General features: G+C 51.3%; 19 protein-coding genes, 4 tRNA genes and 1 other RNA gene. 10 read left to right on the forward strand and 14 right to left on the reverse strand.

Annotated features, from left to right (window positions below; translation table 11 throughout):
- From FHP88_RS03775 to FHP88_RS03795, 5 genes are all read right to left on the reverse strand, one after another.
- A partial coding sequence (locus FHP88_RS03775; protein ID WP_260843183.1) for a GTP-binding protein occupies positions 1–120 on the reverse strand: 120 nt, incomplete at its 3' end.
- A gap of 77 nt (positions 121–197) precedes the next feature.
- Positions 198–273, reverse strand: a tRNA-Thr gene (locus FHP88_RS03780).
- Positions 274–302: 29 nt separating this feature from the next.
- Positions 303–376: transfer RNA gene (locus FHP88_RS03785), tRNA-Gly, on the reverse strand.
- Positions 377–426: 50 nt separating this feature from the next.
- Positions 427–559, reverse strand: a non-coding RNA gene (locus FHP88_RS03790) — RtT sRNA.
- A gap of 46 nt (positions 560–605) precedes the next feature.
- Positions 606–690: transfer RNA gene (locus tag FHP88_RS03795), tRNA-Tyr, on the reverse strand.
- Between the two features lie 380 nt (positions 691–1,070).
- Here FHP88_RS03795 and FHP88_RS03800 point away from each other — a divergent pair.
- Positions 1,071–2,324, forward strand: a complete 1,254-nt coding sequence (locus FHP88_RS03800) for an OmpP1/FadL family transporter (RefSeq protein WP_144357670.1) — start codon at positions 1,071–1,073, stop codon at positions 2,322–2,324.
- Positions 2,325–2,405: 81 nt separating this feature from the next.
- Here FHP88_RS03800 and pth read toward each other — a convergent pair whose 3' ends face one another.
- From pth to FHP88_RS03815, 3 genes are all read right to left on the reverse strand, one after another.
- Positions 2,406–2,999, reverse strand: coding sequence for an aminoacyl-tRNA hydrolase (gene pth, locus FHP88_RS03805; RefSeq protein WP_186297594.1), 594 nt, complete (start codon positions 2,997–2,999; stop codon positions 2,406–2,408).
- 93 nt (positions 3,000–3,092) lie between these two features.
- Positions 3,093–3,722: a 50S ribosomal protein L25/general stress protein Ctc gene (locus FHP88_RS03810; protein ID WP_186297595.1), complete on the reverse strand. Its 630-nt coding sequence runs from the start codon at positions 3,720–3,722 to the stop codon at positions 3,093–3,095.
- Positions 3,723–3,793: 71 nt separating this feature from the next.
- A complete protein-coding gene (locus FHP88_RS03815; RefSeq protein ID WP_144357672.1) occupies positions 3,794–4,747 on the reverse strand; it encodes a ribose-phosphate diphosphokinase in 954 nt (317 codons plus the stop codon).
- A gap of 38 nt (positions 4,748–4,785) precedes the next feature.
- Between FHP88_RS03815 and FHP88_RS19090 the strand changes: the two genes are divergently transcribed.
- Complete coding sequence (locus tag FHP88_RS19090) at positions 4,786–4,962, forward strand: hypothetical protein (protein WP_186297596.1); 177 nt, start codon at positions 4,786–4,788, stop codon at positions 4,960–4,962.
- Positions 4,963–5,012: 50 nt separating this feature from the next.
- Here FHP88_RS19090 and FHP88_RS03820 read toward each other — a convergent pair.
- The 3 genes from FHP88_RS03820 to FHP88_RS03830 form a co-directional block, all read right to left on the reverse strand.
- A tRNA-Gln gene (locus FHP88_RS03820) sits at positions 5,013–5,087 on the reverse strand.
- Positions 5,066–5,944, reverse strand: a complete 879-nt coding sequence (gene ispE, locus FHP88_RS03825) for a 4-(cytidine 5'-diphospho)-2-C-methyl-D-erythritol kinase (RefSeq protein WP_144357673.1) — start codon at positions 5,942–5,944, stop codon at positions 5,066–5,068. The genes FHP88_RS03820 and ispE overlap by 22 nt, the downstream gene beginning before the upstream one ends.
- 84 nt (positions 5,945–6,028) lie before the next feature.
- Positions 6,029–7,783, reverse strand: a complete 1,755-nt coding sequence (locus FHP88_RS03830; protein ID WP_144357674.1) for a tetratricopeptide repeat protein — start codon at positions 7,781–7,783, stop codon at positions 6,029–6,031.
- Between the two features lie 250 nt (positions 7,784–8,033).
- Here FHP88_RS03830 and hemA point away from each other — a divergent pair, with 250 nt between their 5' ends.
- The 7 genes from hemA to FHP88_RS03865 all read left to right on the forward strand — a co-directional run bounded on the left by hemA (position 8,034) and on the right by FHP88_RS03865 (position 14,016).
- Positions 8,034–9,299: a glutamyl-tRNA reductase gene (hemA, locus tag FHP88_RS03835; RefSeq protein WP_144357675.1), complete on the forward strand. Its 1,266-nt coding sequence runs from the start codon at positions 8,034–8,036 to the stop codon at positions 9,297–9,299.
- The gene (gene prfA / locus FHP88_RS03840; RefSeq protein WP_144357676.1) at positions 9,296–10,381 is read left to right on the forward strand and encodes a peptide chain release factor 1; all 1,086 of its coding nucleotides are present in this window, start codon (positions 9,296–9,298) and stop codon (positions 10,379–10,381) included. Before hemA ends, prfA begins: the two co-directional genes overlap by 4 nt.
- A 26-nt stretch (positions 10,382–10,407) precedes the next feature.
- Positions 10,408–11,271, forward strand: a complete 864-nt coding sequence (gene prmC, locus FHP88_RS03845) for a peptide chain release factor N(5)-glutamine methyltransferase (protein WP_144357677.1) — start codon at positions 10,408–10,410, stop codon at positions 11,269–11,271.
- Positions 11,272–11,351: 80 nt separating this feature from the next.
- On the forward strand, positions 11,352–11,762 hold the full coding sequence (locus FHP88_RS03850; RefSeq protein ID WP_144357678.1) for a hypothetical protein: 411 nt from the start codon (positions 11,352–11,354) through the stop codon (positions 11,760–11,762).
- A gap of 95 nt (positions 11,763–11,857) precedes the next feature.
- The gene (locus tag FHP88_RS03855; RefSeq protein WP_144358222.1) at positions 11,858–12,601 is read left to right on the forward strand and encodes a HesA/MoeB/ThiF family protein; all 744 of its coding nucleotides are present in this window, start codon (positions 11,858–11,860) and stop codon (positions 12,599–12,601) included.
- A 6-nt stretch (positions 12,602–12,607) separates the two neighbouring features.
- Positions 12,608–13,219 (forward strand): class I SAM-dependent methyltransferase, encoded by a 612-nt coding sequence (locus tag FHP88_RS03860; RefSeq protein WP_144357679.1) that lies wholly within the window; start codon positions 12,608–12,610, stop codon positions 13,217–13,219.
- 176 nt (positions 13,220–13,395) lie between these two features.
- On the forward strand, positions 13,396–14,016 hold the full coding sequence (locus FHP88_RS03865) for an ANTAR domain-containing response regulator (RefSeq protein ID WP_186297597.1): 621 nt from the start codon (positions 13,396–13,398) through the stop codon (positions 14,014–14,016).
- A gap of 64 nt (positions 14,017–14,080) precedes the next feature.
- On the opposite strand, the gene gatB is transcribed toward FHP88_RS03865, so the two are convergent.
- Genes gatB through gatC form a run of 3 tightly spaced genes read right to left on the reverse strand, consistent with a single transcriptional unit; the run spans position 14,081 to position 17,344 of the window.
- Positions 14,081–15,523, reverse strand: coding sequence for an Asp-tRNA(Asn)/Glu-tRNA(Gln) amidotransferase subunit GatB (gene gatB, locus FHP88_RS03870; protein WP_144357681.1), 1,443 nt, complete (start codon positions 15,521–15,523; stop codon positions 14,081–14,083).
- Between the two features lie 25 nt (positions 15,524–15,548).
- A complete protein-coding gene (gene gatA / locus FHP88_RS03875; RefSeq protein ID WP_144357682.1) occupies positions 15,549–17,003 on the reverse strand; it encodes an Asp-tRNA(Asn)/Glu-tRNA(Gln) amidotransferase subunit GatA in 1,455 nt (484 codons plus the stop codon).
- Positions 17,004–17,056: 53 nt separating this feature from the next.
- A complete protein-coding gene (gene gatC / locus FHP88_RS03880) occupies positions 17,057–17,344 on the reverse strand; it encodes an Asp-tRNA(Asn)/Glu-tRNA(Gln) amidotransferase subunit GatC (RefSeq protein ID WP_144357683.1) in 288 nt (95 codons plus the stop codon).
- A 324-nt stretch (positions 17,345–17,668) separates the two neighbouring features.
- Here gatC and FHP88_RS03885 point away from each other — a divergent pair, with 324 nt between their 5' ends.
- Positions 17,669–18,718, forward strand: coding sequence for a rod shape-determining protein (locus tag FHP88_RS03885; protein WP_144357684.1), 1,050 nt, complete (start codon positions 17,669–17,671; stop codon positions 18,716–18,718).
- Positions 18,719–18,722 lie beyond the last annotated feature (4 nt).

Consider the following 18,722-nt stretch of genomic DNA (forward strand, 5'->3'; position numbering starts at 1 on the left):
ACGCGCTTCTGCCATCACTTTCGTGATCGCCGCCGTCAACGTGGTCTTACCGTGGTCAACGTGACCAATGGTTCCCACGTTTACGTGGGGTTTTGTACGCTCGAATTTTTCCTTGGACATCGACTCAATCTCCGAAAGGCTCGCTTTTTAACTATTTAGAAAAATTAGCCTGCTCATCTTGAGCTAGACTCGATTAATGGAGCCCATGAGCAGATTTGAACTGCTGACCTCACCCTTACCAAGGGTGTGCTCTACCAACTGAGCTACATGGGCCTTACTACTTACTCGAAATTATCGAATAATGGAGCGGGTGATGGGAATCGAACCCACGTATTCAGCTTGGAAGGCTGAAGTTCTACCATTGAACTACACCCGCGCAACCAAGCGACGGATCGCTCACCAAAACCACATCAAAACAAAATAATATGATGGAGAGGGGAGGATTACTCAGGCCTGCGGCCTTTGCCCTCCGGGCCGTCGCGCTACGCGCAACGTTCGGGTCGCTACGCTCCCCGTCGAACCTCTTATCGGCTCGCCTCCTCCCCCACAATCAATGCAGGAGAGCCTTCCACTCACCACGCCACAGAGCGCGGTACAAATTAAGTTGGTGGAGGGGGGAGGATTCGAACCTCCGAAGGCGGAGCCGTCAGATTTACAGTCTGATCCCTTTGGCCACTCGGGAACCCCTCCACGAAGCCCGGCATTCTGCAAGATTGGCAGATTGCTGTCAACTAATTTTCTGGGGATTTACTCAACTTTATTCATCCACTTTCACTGCAAGCGAGGCAATCATAAACCACATCTCAATTGCCGCGCCTACCCGACAATGGCAACAACGCATTGTGGTAAACCATTAGACGCATAACCAAATACCAGCAAAATCTCATATAAATACAATAAGTACATAATATTCTAATATTTTTTCTAGTTGACATGGGCGCAATCCATACGCAATATTGCGATCACTGATCCCCATTAATAGAAATAAAGCAAATATTTATTCACAAAAAAATATTTATGCACAAGCGCATTTAATAGCGTCAGGCATATTTTCCGGAGGAATACAAAAGATGCATTTTAAAAAACAGTTGCTTGCCGCAGCAATCACAACACTCGCTAGCTCAGCCGTTTGGGCTACCAACGGTTATGCACCACATGGTATTGGGCAAAAGGCAAAGGGCATGGGCGGTGCTGGCGTTGCATTTACCCAAGACACACTCGCCGGTGGCATTAATCCCGCCGGGATGGTTCATCAAGGCAACAGCATGGATCTCGGCATTGAGCTGTTTCGCCCCATACGCAAAACAACCCTTAGTGGCACACCTGGCGGCTTCTCCGATGGGACATTCGACAGCGACGGAAAAAGACATTTCCTGATCCCTGAGTTTGGCTATAACCGCATGATCAATAGCAACATGTCATTCGGCGTATCCGTATTTGGAACGGGTGGAATGAACACCACCTACAAAGGAGGAATCCCTCTATTCAACGGAACTGGCACCAATGTCGGAATTGATCTTGCCCAGCTTTTTGTTGTTCCGACACTCTCTTACAAAATCAATGAAGACCACTCAGTAGGCGTCGGCCTCAATCTTGCCGCCCAGAGATTTATGGCGACCGGACTGGCGAATTTCGCGGGATCATCATCAGATGCAGCCCATCTGACTGACAAAGGAAAAGACTACTCCTACGGCGTAGGTCTCCGACTAGGCTGGATGGGGAAGGTTAGCGATGCAGTAACACTGGGTGCAACTTATCAGACTAAAACCCGCATGTCTGAATTCGATGAATACGCAGGTCTTTTTGCTGAGCAAGGTGATTTCGACATACCTGAAAACTATGCTCTCGGTATCGCGGTGCAAGCAACACCAAAGCTAACCATCGCTTTTGACGTAATGCGCATCAACTACAGCAGCGTAAACTCCGTCGGCAATCCACTTGCCAACCTGCTTTCAGGAAACCCTCTTGGCTCAAGCATGGGGCCTGGTTTCGGCTGGGAAGATCAGACCACATATAAGCTTGGCTTCGCCTATGATTACAGTGACAAACTAACGCTTCGCGCCGGCTGGAACCATGGTGACGCACCAATCCCTAGCTCCCAGACAATGTTCAATATCCTTGCCCCTGCAACTGTCGAAGATCATATTACTCTAGGCGCAAGCTGGGATCTTGGCGATGGAATGGAGGTCACTGCTACCTATATGCACGCACTGGAAAATAAAATTACCGGCCCCGGATCTATACCTGCCGGCTTTGGTGGCGGGAACGCAGACATAGAAATGTATCAAGATTCCTTTGGACTCGGGTTTTCCTGGGACATGTAATACAAATATTGCGCAAAACAATAAGGCGGTCATTTGACCGCCTTATTGTTAAGCCTCAATAGCATCATGGCTTGGGCTCATTTAGCTCACAACATGCAATCGATTCATTGCCCGCTGAAATTCTCCCTTTAGCAACTCTGGCAAGACCCGCTTACAATCATCGAGTAATCGCTCAATAGCCTCAGCCTCCTGCTTTGACGGCCTTCCTAAAACATAATTAACTACTTGAGCGGCGCTTCCTGGGTGATCGATACCTATCCTGAGACGCCAAAAATCCTTACTGCCCATGGCGCTTACGATATCCCGAAGGCCGTTATGCCCCGCATGGCCACCCCCAAATTTCAGTCGCGCAATGCCTGGAGCCATATCCAGCTCATCGTGCGCAACCAGAATTTGATCAAGGGGAATCTTGTAATACTTCGCAATACTTGAAACAGACTGGCCACTGCGATTCATAAAGGTTGAAGGCTTTAGTAGCCAACATTCGCGCCCCCCGACCAGGATACGCGCCACCTGTCCATGGAATTTTGAATCCACCTTAAACGTCACGCCATACTTTTCGGCCAAATGATCCAGAAACCAGAAACCCGCGTTATGACGAGTAGCGGCATAATCGGCACCAGGATTCCCCAGGCCGACGATCAGACGTATAGGCTGTGTTGGGTGCGTACTCATATCAGGCAATAATTTGCTATATGCACGACGCTAGCGAAAGGTAACAGCAGGGTCGGGCAGAGCGCCCGACCCAATTTAGGAATGCGGACCAAATTACTCCTCAGCCGCACCCTCATCTTCTTCATCAGCCACTTCTTCAGACTCCACATGCGGAGCATGAATTGAAACAACCTGCACGTCATTGACCTCATCCTGCATAAGTGCAGGCAGCTCAACACCTTTAGGTAGTGTAACTTCAGATAGCATGATCGCGTCACCCACGCCAAGGCCCGAAATATCAACGGAAATATATTCAGGCAGGTCGCCCGGTAGACAGCTGACCTCAACATCAGTCAGAAGATGTGAAACCACACCCCCTTCTTTAACACCTTTTGCCGCTTCTTCACCCACGAAGTGTAACGGGACATTGGTCTTCAACTTCTCTTTGGCGCTGACCCTGAGGAAATCTGCATGCATGATAATGGGCCGTGAGGGATGGCGCTGCAGATCTTTCAAGATCACCTGCTCTGACTTCCCATCAACCTTAAGTGTAAGGATGTGTGAATAAAATGCCTCATGCTCTAAGCGCTGAATCAGTTGATTCTGAACCATTGAGATCATGGCTGGATCCTTATGGGCACCATAAACAACACCCGGAACCAGGTTCGCATGACGCAGGCGGCGGCTCGCACCTTTCCCCGTGTCAGTGCGCTTCTGCGCTTCTACTGTAAAGATATCTTTCATGATTTTCTCCAAATCATCTGTTTAAATAATCACCACCACTCCGCGACCAGAAGGGTAGTGAAGGAATAAAATCACTCCATAAAGAGTGAAGTAACCGACTCATCCAGCGCAATCCTGCGCAAGGTTTCTGCCAATAATTCAGCGATGCAGATTTGTCGTATACGACTACACTGCCGCGCCTCTTCGTGCAGTTGGATCGTATTGGATACCACCAACTGATCCAGCACAGAATTCTCAATATTACTGATCGCCGGCCCAGACAGGACTGGGTGTGTACAGTATGCAATCACCTGCTCGGCACCACGTTCTTTGAGCGCCTGCGCCGCCTTACACAGGGTACCGGCTGTATCAACCATGTCATCAATCAAAACACAGGTACGGCCTTCGACATCACCAATGATATTCATCACCTGGGCGTCATTTGCCTTAGGACGACGTTTATCGATAATCGCCAAGTCAGCATCATCAAGCTGCTTGGCAAGTGCCCTGGCGCGTACCACGCCACCCACATCGGGAGATACCACCATCAGGTTTGGGTATTCCTGTCGCCAAACATCGCCCAGCAATACGGGTAGGGCATAGATGTTATCCACCGGTATATCAAAAAAGCCCTGAATCTGATCGGCATGCAGATCGACCGTCACCACTCTATTAGCACCGGCAGCCGCAATCTGCTTCGCCACCAGCCGCGCAGTAATGGGCACGCGAGCTGAACGCGGACGACGATCCTGCCGCGCATAGCCAAAATAGGGAATTACTGCCGTAATCCGCTCAGCGGACGCCCAGCGTAGCGCATCAATCAGGACAAGCAATTCCATGAGATTGTCATTCGTCGGCTGCGAAGTACTTTGAATGACGTAAACATCTCGCCCTCGAACACTCTCCTGGATTTCAGCCATGGCTTCACCATCACTGAAACAACCCACAATCGCCTTACCCATTCGCACATTGAGTCGGGAGACAATCTCGCTAACGAGGCCAGGATTGGAATTCCCGGAAAATACCATTACGCCACTATCTGGCATTGCGAGCCCTCTTTACCTTTAAATCAATGGGAACCAGCATGACTGCCCTGAAGATTCTGGCCTTTGCTGAGCAATACGTCCAAGCACTGCCCTGCGAAATATTCATAAATACAGCTCGGGCGGTAGAATTACTCCGGGCTTACGCCCTTCGCCCCTTCGGGGTCAGCGGCAAAGCCGCTGTTGGACTCGCTTTCGCTCATCACTCGAACCTGTAGGTTCTCACCCTTCCGCCCCGGCAAATGCCATGGGTATGCCTAAATTAATATGGCTGGGGCGGTAGGATTCGAACCTACGTATGCCTGGATCAAAACCAGGTGCCTAGCCGCTTGGCGACGCCCCAATATTCTGTTTAGAACTTAATAGCTGCATCAAAGGTGAATAATCCAACCCTTGAGCGACAAATGCCTGGAATTGTTCCGGCACTTGCATAAAAACATGGCGAGCAGCAATTTCACTCTCAAACGCAGCAAATACACAACCGCCTGTGCCTGTTAACTGGGCTGAAGCAAATAATGCCAGCCAATCAAAGGCTTCTTTAACCTGCCGATAGTGCTTGAGCACCACAGGAAGACAATCGTTTCCCTGTCTGCCCGCAAGAAAGTCGCGTATTGTCGTTCGAGGAGCGTTCCGTGTCAATTGCGGATCGCGAAAAACCTCAGCCGTTGAAACATGACAGTCCGGGACCAACACCACATACCATGCATCGGGCAATTGTATGGGTGTCAACTCCTCACCCACCCCCTCTGCCCAAGCGGCCTTGCCTTGTATAAAGACCGGAACGTCAGCACCCAACTCCAGACCCAGAGACACTAACTTATCAATGGGGTAATCGGCGCCCCAAAGATGATTAAGCGCCACCAGCACAGTCGCGGCATCAGAACTTCCCCCACCTAAACCACCACCCATGGGAATATTTTTCACTAGAGCGATATCGACGCCCTTCGCACACCCCGCTGCACGCTGAAGCAACTGAGCCGCACGAATGATGAGGTCATCTGATTCTACAATCGACTCATTGCCTGAGAGTCGCCGAATAATACCATCATGTCGGAGTTTAAAACCGAGCTGATCACTAAAATCTATAAAGCGAAATACTGTCTGTAGCAGATGGTATCCGTCCTGCCTACGACCGACGATCTTGAGCATCAGATTGAGCTTGGCCGGTGCCGGCCACCAATCAAAATCTTGGTGTTTCATAAAAACCGTGGTAGTTAGGATAGGAGTTCAAGGGCACTCGTAAGCCTTTGTTTATGTGGATATGCAGCAAAGAAGGCACAGCCATTACATCTTAAGCCGCTGCATGACCTCTAGAACATGCTTACTATCGGGCGTCTTTTCCAGTACATCCTGCCAAACCTTTTCCGCCTGCAGTCGATCCCCTGACACCCAAAGCACTTCACCCAAATGTGCGGCTATCTCGGCATCCGGTAGCTTGGCGAACGCTTGTTGTAAATACTTGATGGCCTCCTCATGACGCCCCATCCGGTAGAGCACCCACCCCATACTATCCATAATAGGAGCTGAGTCCGGCTTAAGTACCAGCGCTCGCTGGATATATTCCAAGGCCTCTTTAAACCTGTCAGTCTGATCAGCCAGTGTGTAGCCAAGCGCATTAAGCGCATCTGCATGTTTGGGATCACTGGCGATCACTTTCAGCATATCCTGCTCCAGAATATCCACTCGATTCTGCGAGGCCGCATAAAGTCCCCGCGCATAGAGCAACTCATTACTCTCCGGCATCGCCCCCAAGGCTGTATCGAACAACATCATCACCTGCTCGACGGTTCCGTGTTCACGTAGCAGTTCTGCTTCGATGAGATAGTATCGCGCAGCGTCGGCAGGATTTTGAATTCGCATTCGCTGAAGCCAGTCTTGCGCCTGACTGATATCACCCTCTGCTACCATCAGTCGAACAATGCGCGCCTCGGCCTCATCACTGAACTCACCGCTCGTAACCCGTTGATACCATTTTATGGCGCTTTCCGGCTGAGCTTTATTCTCCTCAATTCGACCCAGATAATAGGCTGCGGTGTCTACCTGCTTTCCAATACTAATCAACTGTAGAAAATGCTTTCTCGCCTCGTCATCCTTACCCAGTTCAAGGGCAATGAGTCCCAGCCAGTAGCCCGCCCCACCCATCTCTTTTTCGATTTCTTCGAGAAGGAGAAACTGCTCGTACGCCAGGGGCAATTCTTTATATTCAACCAACAAACGGGCATAGGCTGAAACAAGATGGGGATCTGACGGGAATTTTCTGACTGCATCAGCCAGGGTTTCTCTGGCCTTATCTCTCTTCTCCTCGGCGATATAGACCCGGCTTAAAACCAGATAACCCCGCGGCCATTCTGGATGCTCAGAAACCAGACCAGAGGCCTCCGCTTCAGCGTCGGCATACTTTTTATCAACCAAGGCTGCGATCGCCAGGGCGTAACGTCCCCGCGGATCCCCTGGAAACTCGGCGACTAACCGACGCATCAAATCTACGGCTGACTCTCTTTTTAACTCACGATTTACAGCAGCCATGACATTCAGGAAGCCATTCTCATCGTTGTCTTCGCTAATCTGTACGATAGCCTTGAGATGATCAAAGACCATGGCATCCTGATTCTTACGCAACATCAGCACGACAACCAACTGCCTGGCCGTCATATCCTCGGGTGCCAACTTCACCCACAGATGGGCCGCTTTCAGCGCGCGATCATCATCCTCCACATGAAGCGCCAAACGGGTTGCGCGCTCAGCAGACTGCGTATCACCCGACAACAACGCCGCTTGAAACTGGTATTCATAAGCATCTTTCAATGCCCCTCGTTGGGCGGCAACCTCGCCAGCCAACAGATTAAAGATGATATCTGAAGTCAACTCAGGAACTGTCGCCTGCCGGAAGGATGCTTGTGAGTGATCGCTGTTATTCGAAGAACCGGGTGTCACAGTCTGACTTTGAGACTCCAGAGGCTTCTTGACCCCAGAGGATTGGCAAGAAACAAGAAAACCGATAAGGGAGAACAGAAGCACCCGCTGTAACAACTGCCGCATCAATTTTACACCTAAAAATGCGCCCTTTATTGGGCCTGATATGAGAATAGATAATAACTGAGTTTACAGCCAACAGGCTTATTTTCGCACTATGCAAAAGCGATGCGACTTGTATTTAACCTTTTGATAATACAAAATTTCACTTTCGTAAGTCCTCCGCTCTGTGGCTTGTGTGTAAAATCGACCCAAACAGGAATCGAATTCACACCCACCTCACTAGTGGGACTACCCAATTACGCGATAAGTTCACATGGCACTAATCACACTCGGCCTTAATCACAAGACAGCACCCCTTGATATTCGCGAGCGCCTCACTTTTGGCCCCGATATCATTGTGGCAGCACTGCGCAGCCTGTCGGAAAAAACCGCCGTAGAAGAAGCCGTCATCCTGTCGACATGCAACCGCACTGAACTCTACTGCGCACACACCCATTCGGGTCGAGAGGAGATCTGTGCCTGGCTAGGGGAGTTTCATGGCCTTGAAGAAGAAACCATATCACCCTTCCTCTACAGCCATACCGATCAGGAGTGCGTGCGTCATCTTCTAAAGGTCGCCAGCGGCCTGGATTCAATGGTTCTCGGTGAACCGCAGATTCTTGGCCAGGTCAAGCAGTCGTTCCAAACGGCATCTGACGCCTCCACTACCGGCAAGTTTCTGGGGAAACTCTTCCAACACACATTCTCGGTCGCCAAACAGGTAAGAACCGATACGGCTATTGGCCATAGCCCAGTTTCTGTCGCTTTTGCTGCGGTAAGCCTAGCCCGCCAAATTTTCAGTGACCTCTCACAACAGACGGCACTCCTCATCGGCGCCGGGGAAACCATCGAGCTCGCAGCACGGCATCTGCACCAGCATGGTGTAGGACGCATTATTGTCGCCAACCGGACACTTGAAAAGGCCCATACGTTAGCCAATCAGTTCAATGGCTATGCCATTAGCCTGACGGAGATACCGACCCATCTCCCCGAAGCTGACATCGTGATTTCATCAACTGCCAGCCCCCTGCCGGTTGTTGGCAAAGGAACGGTTGAAAGTGCGCTCAAAAAGCGCAAACACCAACCGATCTTCATGGTGGATATTGCAGTACCCAGAGACATAGAGGCCGAAGTAAGTGAATTAAACGACGTCTACCTCTATACGGTCGATGACTTGCAAGAAGTCATACAAGAAAATCTACGCTCCCGGCAAGAAGCGGCGGAACAAGCTGTAGAGATCGTGGACCTGCATGTCGATGAATTCATGGGCTGGCTTCGCTCTCTGGATGCGGTGGGCATGATTCAGGATTACCGGAAGCAGGCAGAGCTCATGCGGGACGAAGTACTGGAACGCGCACTGAAGCAGATGCAGGCGGGTAAATCACCCGAGGAGAGCATGCGTTTTCTTGCCCACACATTGACCAACAAACTGCTTCATACCCCAAGCACACAGATACGACAGGCCGGTTTTGAAGGGCAGTCAGATCTATTGGAAGCAGCTAACACCCTTTTTCAGATCAACGAAAATAATTCTAAATGAAGGCATCCATACGCGGTAGGCTGGAGCAAATTGCTGAACGGTTTGAAGAGATTACCGCCCTCCTTGCGGAGCCTGAAATCCAGAACAATCAGAATAAGTTTCGCGAACTAAGTCGGGAATACGCCCTGATTGAGCCCGTAGTTGCATGCTTTAATCATTATCGCGAACTTGAGCAGGATGTTGTTAGCACACGAGAGATGCTCAACGACCCTGAGATGGCCGACCTGGCCAAAGAGGAACTGGCATTAGCAGAAAACCGGGCGCAGGAACTGGAGCCCGAACTCCAGCTGCTACTAATCCCGGCGGACCCGAATGATCAACGCAATATCTTCCTTGAGGTTCGGGCAGGTACGGGCGGTGCCGAAGCGGCCCTGTTCGCCGGCGATCTTCTGCGCATGTATCTTCGCTATGCTGAGCAGATGGGATGGCGCACTGAAACCATCAGTCAGACACTCGGCGAGCAGGGTGGGTACAAGGAGGTTGTTGTCCGTGTCTCAGGGCAGAACGTCTACTCTCGCCTCAAATTTGAATCAGGAACTCACCGCGTACAACGGGTACCCGAAACCGAGTCCCAGGGCAGGGTACACACCTCGGCCTGCACCGTGGCCATCTTACCCGAAGCGGCAGAAATCGATCACATTGAGATCGGTGCGAATGATCTGCGCATTGATACCTTTCGGGCCTCTGGTGCCGGCGGACAGCACGTCAATAAAACCGACTCTGCGGTTCGCATCACCCACCTCCCTACCGGGATTGTGGTGGAGTGCCAGGATGAGCGGTCACAACATAAAAACAAGGCGCGAGCACTCTCACTGCTACAGGCAAAACTGCTCTCAGGCGTCCAACAGAAACAGGCCAGTGAACGCGCAGAGTCCCGTAAACTCCAAGTCGGCAGCGGTGATCGCTCAGAGCGCATTCGCACCTACAACTTCCCACAAAATCGACTCACCGACCATCGAATCAATCTGACCCTGTATAAACTGGACGAAGTCATGACCGGGGCAATCGATCAGGTCGTTGATCCGCTAACACAAGAGCATCAGGCCGAGCAACTCTCTTCTCTAGCCAATAACGAAGGCTAATTACAGCACTGAGTTAGGCAGGTGACATGATATCTGACGCATCACAGACCATTGCGATGGCCCTGAGCGAGGCCAGCCAGGAGGCCAGGGCTTCCCGGCTTGAGGCGGAGGTGCTACTGGCACACACGCTAAATTGCAGCCGTAGCCATCTCTACACTTGGCCAGAACAGCATCTGACAGAACAGCAGTCGCAGACCTTTTCCAGTCTGATTGGGAGGCGCCTCGCGGGTGAACCTATCGCCTATATCACTGGCACCCGAGAATTCTGGTCACTCACATTGAGTGTGACGCCCGACACGCTCATCCCCCGCCCTGAAACCGAATTAATGGTGGAACGGTCCCTGGAGATCCTACAGACCAAACCCACCGCACGAATCGCAGACCTGGGGACGGGAAGTGGCGCAATTGCCGCCGCACTGGCCAGCGAGTTACCGGAAAGCCAGATCACGGCGACCGACAACTCAGTCAAAGCCCTTTCCGTTGCCCAGGCCAACTTTGAAGATCTGGGCCTGCAGAACATTCAGACCAGTCTTGGTCACTGGCTTACGGCACTCCCGAACGCCGAGCCCTTTGACCTGATACTTTGCAACCCACCTTATGTGGCTGAATATGACCCCCATCTTCAGGAAGACGGCTTACCCTGGGAACCGGCTTCAGCGCTCGTATCTGGAAAGGACGGCTTGGATGATATCAGACAGCTGATCAAGAACGCGCCACTGTGCCTCGCCCCGCAGGGCTGGCTGATTCTCGAACATGGATTTGACCAGGGAAGCGCCGTACGCCAGCTCTTTTCTGAGGCAGGATATCAAGAAGTTATCACTCATCATGATCTGGAACAGCGAGAACGATTGACTGAGGGCAGAAGACCGATAGATGATGGAAACTGCTGAAGAAAATAATAACCTTTAGATTCGCATTGAAATATCTGAAGATCTCTTGATAATTTCTGTATACCGTTTAGGATCAAGTTATGGAATCAGACGATAGCGATATCATAAAGCACCGTGAGATAGTCTTTACGGAACTACACCCCGATCCGCAGCAGGCCCATACAGCGGCAAGTGTGCTTCAGGACATTGAGGGCGTTGTTGAGGTCTTTGTCGAAAACCATCTTCATCTTAAAATACGCTATCACGTACTGAAGATTTCCCTTGAGCAGATCGAAAACGCCTTGATCGAGTGCGGATTCCATCTTAGCAGTAAACTCATCTACAAGATTTCACGCGCGCTCTATTACTACACTGAAGAGATACAGCGGGTGAATAATGGTTGCAGTGATGAGGATCACAACAGTACGCGCAAAATTTTCATCAATCGCTACGAAAATCGAACACATGGCTGCTCAGACACGCGACCTGAGCACTGGCGAAAATACCTGTAGCAGGATCCTACAGCAGATACTTCCCTTTCAGGGGGCACATTGGCAGGAGATGCCATTGCGGCCACGCCTGAGCAGAGATGAATGACCTGCACTTTATGAACGACGAGCAACTACTTCGTTACAGCCGACAAATCATGCTCCCCTCGATTGGTATCGAAGGACAAGAGAAACTCCTCAACTCCAGAGTACTCCTCTTTGGACTGGGCGGGCTGGGATCACCCATTGCTATGTATTTAGCGGCCGCCGGGATTGGCGAATTGGTGCTGGTCGATTTTGATCGGGTAGATATCACTAATCTGCAACGACAAATCATCCACACCACGGGATCGGTTGGCCAACTTAAAGTGGATTCAGCCAGACAAGCCCTGCGTGCAATCAACCCAGATTGCCGTATCGATACCGTCTCTTCCCGGCTTGAGGGCAGCGACCTCGAACGCGAAGTCAAGCGGGCTGACTTGGTCATTGATGGCACTGACAATTTCACCACCCGATTTGCCATCAATGATGCCTGCGTGGCTCACCAGAAACCCCTCGTATCCGGCGCTGCCATTCGCATGGAAGGACAGGTGTCTGTCTTCACAGGCCAACCAGACCAACCCTGTTACCGCTGCCTCTATGGCAGTGCTGCCGAACTGGACGAGACCTGTTCTTCGAATGGGGTACTCTCACCGTTGGTGGGTATCATTGGAAGTGTACAAGCCGTCGAAGCCATCAAAATATTGGCCCAAGCCGGCACCCCATTGATAGGCCGTCTGCTGGTACTTGATGCGTTAGAGATGCAGTGGCGAACCCTTAAACTCAAAAAAGACCCCGCCTGCAAGACATGCGGCCAGAAATAGAGACTTATGACAACACCTGCCATCTCTGCGGAAAAGGCCCGCTATCTAAACTCGCTTCGTCAGGACATCGCCTTCAGTGAGACCCTACGGGGAGAAATGCTACAGTTTCAGACCACTTGGGGACTCTTCTCGCCCAAATCCATCGACGAAGGGAGCCGGCTATTACTCGACTACATGGAAGTGGGGGAGAATGACGATACACTGGATCTCGGATGTGGCTATGGGCCACTGGGCCTCACACTGGCCCGCCTGGCACCTAACGGCACCAGTGTGCTGGTGGACAAAGACTATGTGGCGGTTGAATACAGTCGGAAAAATGCTGAACTGAACGGCATCAGAAATACAGAAATCTTTCTCAGCAATGGATTTTCCGAGGTAGGCAACAGACAATTTGATCTGATTGCCTCTAATTTACCCGCAAAAACCGGCAAAGAACTCTACTATCTCTACTTTTATGATGCCCTGATGCGCATGAAGCCTGGTGCCCGGTTTTATGTAGTGACGATCACAGGGCTGAGAAAATTTATCCAGAAGGCCTTCATCGAAGTTTTTGGAAACTACGAAAAACTTAAACAAGGCAAGACGTACACGGTTGCTGTGGCAACACTTGAAAAGTAGAAAGCGCCACCTCTTTAGCCCAAACACACCCAAGGTTTGGGCATTAAGCGAATATACTTTATAATCCTTACATGGACTGGCGGCCGACCGGGGGGACGGTTAATACTCTTCTGATACTGAGCCTGGCACACAAACAGAGCACAGGCCATTTATCAAGGACATATCTGTATATCCCTATGAATCCCTACAAAATCCTGGTTGCCGACGACGACATCTTTACCCTCACCAGCATTACAAGTGGTCTAAAAAAAGCGGGCTATGAGATACTATCCGCCCCAGATGGGGCGATTGCCGTGCAACTGGGCCTCCAGGAGCAACCAGATTTGGCTATCCTGGATATACGCATGCCAGGAATGAGTGGCATAGACGTCGCCCGAAAGCTACGGGCCGATGGTCGCATCAATACCCTGTTTTTAAGCGCCTATAGCGACAAAGATGTGGTTGAACTGGCCACCCAGGAGGGCGCGCTCGGCTATCTGGTCAAACCCATTAATATCCAACAGCTGGTCCCGGCCATAGAGGCCGCCCTGAAACGCTCTGCAGAACTTAATGAATTACAACAAAAAGAGGTAGACCTGACTGATGCTATTACTAGAAACCGGGAGATCAGTGTTGCCGTCGGTATTTATATGGAGCGTTTTTCGGTCAATGAACAGAGCGCCTTTGATGCCCTCCGCAACTACGCTCGACATGAAAGAATGAAGCTCGCATCCCTGTCCAAAGAACTTATACAGGAATCCGATTCACGGGACACACTATTCAAAGCGATCCACTGTCATCACCAAAAGGCTCACTAACCCCATTGAAAATAAACAAAAATGCCGGGGCATAGCCCGGCACCTTGCATACATTTTTTGCCGTTTAAGCGGAGAGTTTTTTCAGCAGCAGTTCATTCACCTGCTGTGGATTGGCCTTACCCTTGGACTGTTTCATCACTTGGCCGACAAAGAAGCCTAGCATTTTTGGGCGCTTCTTCTCATCAGCATTGCGATAGTTCTCCACCTGATCGACATTGGCTGCCAATACCTCATCCACAACACGCTCTATGGCACCCGTATCAGTAATCTGCTTGAGGCCTTTGGCCTCAATAATCTGATCGGCACCACCTTCACCAGCCAACATGGCTTCAAACACCTGTTTGGCAATCTTTCCAGAAATGGTGTTATCCACAATACGCAACAACATCTGCCCAAGCGCTTCAGCACTCACAGGACTCTCAGCAAGCCCGAGTCCCGCCTTATTCAGTGAACCCGACAGTTCACCCATCACCCAGTTGGCGGTCAGCTTCGCATCCCCCGCGACCTTTGCGGCCTGTTCAAAGTAATCTGCCAAATCCTTACCAGACGTCAGAAAGACAGCATCATACTCACTCAGACCGTAAGCTTCGGAGAATCTTTTCCGTTTCGCTTCTGGCAACTCTGGCATGGCCGCCCTGATTGATTCGATCAGATCCGCGTCCAGCTCCACGGGTAACAGATCCGGGTCTGGGAAATAACGATAATCATTGGCCTCCTCTTTGGAGCGCATGGAGCGGGTTTCATCCTTATCCGCATCATAGAGCCTCGTCTCCTGTACTACTTCACCGCCTGCCTCTATAAGATCAATCTGACGCTCGACCTCTATATTTATGGCACGCTCCAGAAATCGAAACGAATTGAGATTCTTTAGCTCAGCTCTCGTCCCCAATGGCCCACCGAATGGACGGACCGAAACATTAGCATCACAGCGGAACGATCCCTCTTGCATATTGCCGTCGCAGATACCGAGATATTGCACAAGTTGATGAATCTTCTTGGCATAGGCCACGGCCTCCTTGGCTGAACGCATATCGGGTTCTGAAACGATCTCAAGTAAAGGCGTACCCGCCCGATTCAGATCAACACCGGTCATGCCGTGAAAATCCTCATGCAGCGATTTACCTGCATCCTCTTCCAAGTGTGCACGGGTAACACCGATCGTTCTGCGCACCCCGTCATCCAACTCAATCTCAACTTCACCCTTACCAACGATTGGCAGCTCAAACTGACTGATTTGATAGCCTTTGGGGAGGTCAGGATAAAAATAGTTTTTACGCGCAAATACAGATCGCTCACCAATTTCCGCATTAATAGCCACGCCAAAGGTGACGGCCATCCGAACCGCCTCTCTATTAAGCACCGGCAACACACCTGGCATGCCCAGATCAACATTACAGGCCTGGGTATTCGGCGCAGAGCCAAAAGCGGTAGATGCCCCGGAAAAAATCTTCGACTTGGTGGCCAACTGGGCATGAATTTCAAGCCCGATCACTGTTTCCCATTGCATAATCTGTCTCTACATTCCCAATCTGTTATTCAAACCCGGCAGGGCTCGCACTGTGCCAATCGGTCTCTTGCTGCAGGCGATGCGCCACATTCAGCAGCTTGGCCTCTTCAAAATAGTTGCCTATCAGCTGCAGTCCCACAGGCATGCCACCCACCGGCTGAACCGGAATGGACATACCGGGCAAACCGGCTAGATTCACCGCAATGGTATAGATATCGGAGAGGTACATGGTAACGGGATCATCGGCCTTTTCACCAATCCCAAATGCAGTCGATGGTGCAGTCGGCCCCATGATCACATCCACCTGGTTGAAGGCGGCGCGGAAATCATCGGAAATGAGATGGCGAATCTTCTGCGCCTTGAGATAGTACGCGTCATAATAGCCGGCTGAGAGGGCATAGGTCCCGATCATAATGCGCCGCTTGACCTCAGCCCCAAAACCTTCACCTCGTGAACGCTTGTATAGATCCTCCAGATCCTTTGGCTCACTACAACGATGGCCAAAGCGAACACCATCGAAGCGTGACAAGTTGGAGGAGCACTCGGCAGGTGCTACCACATAATAGGTCGGCACACCCAGATGGGTATTCGGCAAGCTGATATCCACAAGCTCTGCACCCATGCTGACATATTCATTCAGAGCTAATTGAATGGAGGCCTCAATATTGGCGTCGAGCCCACCCCCGAAATACTCCTTAGGCACACCAATACGCAGCCCTCTCAGATCATCACCCAGCGTAGCTGAATAATCCGGAACAGCCGCTTCAGCACTGGTGGAATCCCGCCCATCAAAACCGGCCATCACCTGAAGCATGGCGGCGGCATCCTCCGCTGTTCGTGCCATGGGGCCGCCCTGATCCAATGACGATGCGAAGGCGATCATGCCATAACGCGAAACCCGACCATAAGTCGGCTTTAAGCCCGTGATACCACAGAATGAAGCCGGCTGACGAATGGACCCCCCGGTATCCGTACCCGTTGCAGCAACACACAATCTGGCCGCCACTGCAGCCGCCGAGCCACCCGATGAACCACCCGGCACGGCGCTTTCTTTCCAGGGGTTCCGGACCGGCCCATAGAAGCTGTTCTCATTGGAAGAGCCCATGGCAAACTCATCCATATTGGTCTTCCCCAGCATCACCGCCCCAGCCTGCTTGAACTGAGAGACCACGTGAGCATCGTAGGGCGCGACAAACTTATCCAGCATTTTCGAACCACAGCTGGTTTTAATCCCCTGGGTGCAGAAAATATCTTTGTGCGCTATTGGTATGCCTGCCAGCAACGACGTATGACCTCCTTTAAGCCGCTGATCAGCCAGTTCAGCCTCTTGCAGGGCCTGCTCTTCACAGACCGTAACGAAGCTATTAAGCCCTGAATTAAAACTGGAAACCCGCTTCAAGTAGGTGCGTGTCAGCTCAACACTGGAGAAGTCACCCGCGCGCAAACCCCGCGCCAGCTCAGAAATCGTTTTGTTATACATTCAATCAATCCATCAAAACAGGCAAATCAATTATCCCGAATTTATTCAGGCCACTACTCAATCACCCGGGGAACCAGATAGAGGCCATCCTCAGTAAAGGGCGCGATCGATTGGAACAGCTCTCGCTGATCCTGCTCAGTCACCCTATCTTCTCTGAGTCGCTGAACCATATGCAGCGGATGCGCCATTGGCTCAACACCTTCCGTGTCCGCCTGATCCATCTGTTCAACCAGATTCAAAATATTCGACAAATCAGAAGCGACTGCATCCAGTTCGTCATTGCTCACTGACAAGCGGGCCAAATGAGCTATCTTCTCAACATCGGATCGTTCCAGAGACATAGATTCCTCAAACTTACAGGTAATGGATTCGACGATATAGGGGTCAGGCGAATCCCGGGGAGACCACAAAAACGAATACCTTTTGCGGCTACTTTTCCAGGATATTTTTGTCTTTTGTTTCCAAGAGGGGGAAATTAACACATTTAACCGCATGCGTGCAGGTGCAGAAATGATAAACTACCCCTCAATTATGGATATTTTCAGGCAGAGTTCCTTGCCCAAGCCCCCCTGCGATTGCTAGATTACGTCTTTTCTCGGGGCATCAGGATGGAAGCGGCGCCCTGTAATAATTAACGACACACCGCATGGGATATCAATTTCGCAATGTTCAGACGTATACGCGGACTTTTCTCCAATGATCTGTCGATAGATCTTGGAACAGCAAACACCCTGATTTATGCACGAGGCAAAGGCATCGTGCTCAATGAACCCTCTGTTGTGGCCATCCGCACCGACAGAGGACCAGGCGGCGGCAAATCTGTTGCTGCCGTGGGTGAAGAAGCAAAACGAATGCTGGGTCGCACGCCCAACAACATCACCGCAATCAGGCCCATGAAAGATGGCGTCATTGCCGACTTCACTGTCACAGAAAAAATGTTACAGCACTTCATTCACAAGGTGCATGAAGCCAAACTTATTCGTCCAAGTCCGCGGGTGCTGGTCTGCGTTCCCTGCGGCTCGACCCAGGTGGAGCGCAGGGCGATCAGGGAATCCGCAGCAGGCGCAGGGGCTCGAGAGGTCTACCTGATTGAAGAACCGATGTCAGCCGCAATCGGCGCCGGTCTCCCGGTCAATGAGGCCAGGGGCTCCATGGTCCTGGATATTGGCGGCGGCACATCCGAAGTTGCCATCATCTCCCTCAACGGCATTGTCTATTCCAACTCCGTCCGTGTCGGCGGTGATCGCTTCGATGAGGCAATCATCAACTATGTGCGCCGTAACTACGGCACCCTGATTGGTGAAGCAACTGCCGAGCGTATTAAAAAAGAGATTGGCTCCGCCTTTCCTGGTAATGAAGTCAAGGAGATGGAGATCAAAGGCCGCAATCTGGCTGAAGGCATCCCGCGCAGCTTCACCCTGAGCAGCAACGAGATTCTTGAAGCAATGCAGGAGCCACTGTCAGGCATTGTAGGTGCTGTGAAGGCCGCTCTGGAGCAGACCCCCCCTGAACTGGGTGCCGATGTAGCCGAATGCGGTATCGTGCTAACAGGCGGTGGTGCACTGTTACGAGATATAGACCGTCTGCTGGAAGAGGAGACAGGCTTGCCCGTACTTATTGCGGAAGACCCCCTCACCTGCGTTGCCCGTGGCGGTGGCCGGGCACTGGAGATGTTGGATGAGCGGGGCGGCGAACTGCTGTTCTCACTGGAGTAATTGC

This window comes from Sedimenticola selenatireducens (genome assembly GCF_007625115.1).
GTDB classification, from domain to species: Bacteria; Pseudomonadota; Gammaproteobacteria; order Chromatiales; family Chromatiaceae; genus Sedimenticola; species Sedimenticola selenatireducens_A.